Here is a 3,054-nt window from a genome sequence, read left to right as displayed (position 1 = left end):
GGGTTTATACCCTGCTCTGGCTGCCCCATCTCCAGTTTCATCCCCACCAGAGTCTCCTTGAGCTGCATCGCCAAATGTTTAACTTTCACCGCAGCGTTGCCAGTACCGCCCATCCCTACTGCTCGCCATGGTGGTCTTGGCCGCTGTTGCTGCGCCCCATGAGCTACTTTTTTCAGCGAGTACAAACCCTCAGCGAACCGGTGCCCGTCATTGGCCCGCCCCTACCCATGGCGGATACCCAGTGGGTTTATGCCGTCTATGCCCTCTTCAATCCGCCCCTCCTGTGGCTCGGCACCTTAGCCACCCTTGCACTTTTACCCCTTGGGCTGACCACAACGGCAGGCCATTTTGTGCTCTGGAACTATGCCGCCAATCTCCTGCCTTGGGCACTTGTAACCCGCTGTGTCTTTCTCTATCACTACCTCCCCGCTGCCCTCTACAGCTTTATGGCTGTGGCCTTGGTCTGGGAAGCCAGCCGCGATTGGGGAGACTGGGCACGCTGGGCACGTACTGCTGTCCTAGGAGGAGTTGTCGGGGGCTTCCTTTACTGGCTTCCCCTATATTTAGGACTGCCCTTGACGCCCCAAGACTTTCTGAGGCGGATGTGGTTACCGTCTTGGATTTAGGGCTATCCCAAGAGCTGTTTGACGCTGGCAACAAGTTCTGCAGGATCAAAGGGCTTAGTGATGTAGGCATCCACCCCCTGTTTTTTGCCCCAGTGAATATCAAATTCTTCACCTTTAGTTGTGCACATAATCACTGGCACCTTTTGGGAAGCCGCTTCTCCCTTAATCCAGCGGCAGAGTTCATAACCATTCATGCGCGGCATCACCACGTCTAGAATCACCAGGTCAGGGCATTGGGCTTTGATTTTTTCCTGAGCTTCGATGCCATCTTCGGCCTCAACAACGTCGTAGCCTTGTTCTTTCATGAGTTCAACAATCATTGCCCGCAGGGTGGGGCTGTCATCAACAACCATAATTGTGGCCATAGGGGTTTTGCCTGATGCCGCAAACAATACGCTGACTATTATGCACTAGAATATGCACTGGAACAGCCAATGATGCTGTCTATACTCCAGGGTACCACTTTGATTCCAAGGCTAAGGAGCGTCAGCAAAGTTCTTTAGTTCTGGTCGAGCAGATGCCGAAAGAGTGCCCCGAGTTCTCGGCTAAATTCTGGTACCGTACGGGGGAAGGGACGCTGTTGTCGCCACGCGGGGGGCAATTGTTGCCAGAGAGCAAGGAGGGTGGGGGTTCCCAGGTGGGGCGCAAGGTCAGGCCACTGTTGAAAGACCTGCTGGGCGCGATCGCTCACCGCCACCTGACCATTGACAAGAGTCATAATCCAGTCTGCCCAGCCATAGGCAAAATCCAGATCATGGGTAGCAATCATAATTGTTGTCCCCTGTTGGTGAATTTTCTCTAGCACTTCTCGCAATTGCTGCCGCTGCTGCTGATCCAGATAGGTGGTGGGTTCATCCAGGAGTAACAGCCTTGGTGCCAAGGCCATGACCCCAGCCAGTGCCACCCGTCGTTTTTGCCCCAAGCTCAAATGATGTAAGGGGCGGTCAGCGAGAGCCACTAAATCAAACTCCTGCAAGATTTGATAGAGGCGAGCTTCCACTTCTGGGGGACTGAGACCCAAATTGCACAGCCCATAGGAGATGTCCTCGGCTACGGTTGCTGCCACCAACTGTTGTTCCGGATCTTGAAAGGCTAAGCCAATCCGTTGCCGCCACTGCCGCAGTTTCTCCGGTTGGTGAACCAGGCGTTGCCCTTGCCAGTAAATTTCGCCGCGATCGCGCCGATAGAGGGCAGCAGCCAAATAAAAGAGGGTGGATTTCCCTGAGCCATTCAGGCCCAAAAGGGCAACTTTCCGTCCTGTCTCTAGGGTAAAGGAGCAGTCCCGCAGAACCGGTTCAGAGGTATTGGGATAGCGAAACTCAACCTGATGAAATTCCAATAGGGGGACAGACATCTTAGACCATCACGGTGTTTAGCAGGAGCAGGGCACTGCCACCAATGAGGACTTCGAGGCCATACCGCTGGGAATAGGTATAGGTGCAGGGGCGCAACACTCGAAACGGCCCCTGAAAGCCCCGACTGACCAAAGCAAGCTGAATGGCTTGATAGCGATGCAGCGATTGTTGCAGAAGCTGAGCTGCTAAGAGACTGACGCTGAATAGCCAGCGCGATCGCCGTTGATAGCCTCCCCGCGCCCGCTGCGCCAACTGAAGCGTGAAGGCAGTTTCGAGGAGGGTGAAGATATAGCGGTACATCAGCATCAAGACATCGAGGACGAAAGCGGGAACGCCCCAGCGCTCAGCCACTGCCAACAGTGCTGGGAAGGGAGTCGTCAATAAAATCAATAGTAAACAGGTGCTGGCAACAATTGTCCGCAGTCCTACCGTTAAGCCTTGGTGCAATTTCTCGGCACTGATAAAAAGCGACCAGCCCATTAGGGAGATGTCACTAAGAACCACTTGGCCCGAAGCCCTTAAAGTCTCCGTCGGGATGATTTGCACCACTAACCCTGGTAAACTCACTAGCCAAAACACGGCCACTGTAGCTAGGAGGGTGAAGTAAACCCGCCACGGAATGCGGGCATAGCCAAGAATCCAAAGGCTGAGCCATAGCCAAAGCAAGCTCTGGACAAGGGGGTGAGCAAAAAACGTAAATAACAGGCTGGCGATCGCAAAAATTAGCTTTTGTTTGGGGTGCAGATGCCGCAGACCATTGGTGTAGGCGTAGATATCGAGGTGATGGTGCATTCACGCCCTAGGATCCTTAGAATGTCGAGGGGTTGCTGAACGGGCGTGGTACTGACCGGCAATAAAGCCGATGGCCCCTGCCCCTAGGGCTGCTTGTACCGCAAATAGGAGCGATTCCACTTCACTACTGGGTGGCTCAAAAAGGGGTTTTGCCCACGGCTGAAAGTCTGGCGCCACCTCCTGAATCAAGTCCAGCGCTTGGGCATCGGCACCTTCAAAATTCCCCTTAACGAAAAGTAAAGGAAAGATGCCCAAGCCCAGGACTTGATTCAGGAGGTGGC

4 protein-coding genes and 1 pseudogene are annotated in these 3,054 nt (G+C 54.1%); 1 reads left to right on the top strand and 4 read right to left on the bottom strand.

Features of this window, described 5'->3' with window-relative positions; translation table 11 throughout:
* Positions 1 to 626, top strand: a pseudogene (locus H8Q75_RS06620) (dolichyl-phosphate-mannose--protein mannosyltransferase); the annotation flags it as partial.
* Positions 627 to 628: 2 nt separating this feature from the next.
* Here the strand turns inward: H8Q75_RS06620 and H8Q75_RS06615 are convergent.
* The 4 genes from H8Q75_RS06615 to H8Q75_RS06600 all read right to left on the bottom strand — a co-directional run bounded on the left by H8Q75_RS06615 (position 629) and on the right by H8Q75_RS06600 (position 3,046).
* Positions 629 to 991 carry a response regulator gene (locus H8Q75_RS06615; protein WP_024123966.1) on the bottom strand — a complete coding sequence of 121 codons (363 nt, stop codon included), beginning with the start codon at positions 989 to 991 and terminating at the stop codon, positions 629 to 631.
* 134 nt (positions 992 to 1,125) lie between these two features.
* Positions 1,126 to 1,980, bottom strand: coding sequence for an ABC transporter ATP-binding protein (locus tag H8Q75_RS06610; protein ID WP_297040953.1), 855 nt, complete (start codon positions 1,978 to 1,980; stop codon positions 1,126 to 1,128).
* A gap of 1 nt (position 1,981) precedes the next feature.
* Entirely contained in the window at positions 1,982 to 2,773 is a 792-nt protein-coding gene (cbiQ, locus tag H8Q75_RS06605; RefSeq protein ID WP_024123964.1) for a cobalt ECF transporter T component CbiQ, read from the bottom strand.
* Positions 2,774 to 3,046: an energy-coupling factor ABC transporter substrate-binding protein gene (locus H8Q75_RS06600; RefSeq protein WP_297040954.1), complete on the bottom strand. Its 273-nt coding sequence runs from the start codon at positions 3,044 to 3,046 to the stop codon at positions 2,774 to 2,776.
* Positions 3,047 to 3,054 lie beyond the last annotated feature (8 nt).

This window comes from Thermosynechococcus sp. OHK43 (assembly GCF_014466085.1).
In the GTDB taxonomy this organism is placed as follows: domain Bacteria; phylum Cyanobacteriota; class Cyanobacteriia; order Thermosynechococcales; family Thermosynechococcaceae; genus Thermosynechococcus.
Note: the sequence above shows the minus strand (reverse complement) of the source record. Positions and strands in the feature narration are given on the sequence as shown.

Coding starts and splice junctions, on each gene's coding strand:
- H8Q75_RS06615 (WP_024123966.1), bottom strand. CDS start 991: ATGGCCACAATTATGGTTGTTGATGACAGCCCCACCCTGCGGGCAATG.
- H8Q75_RS06610 (WP_297040953.1), bottom strand. CDS start 1,980: ATGTCTGTCCCCCTATTGGAATTTCATCAGGTTGAGTTTCGCTATCCC.
- cbiQ (WP_024123964.1), bottom strand. CDS start 2,773: ATGCACCATCACCTCGATATCTACGCCTACACCAATGGTCTGCGGCAT.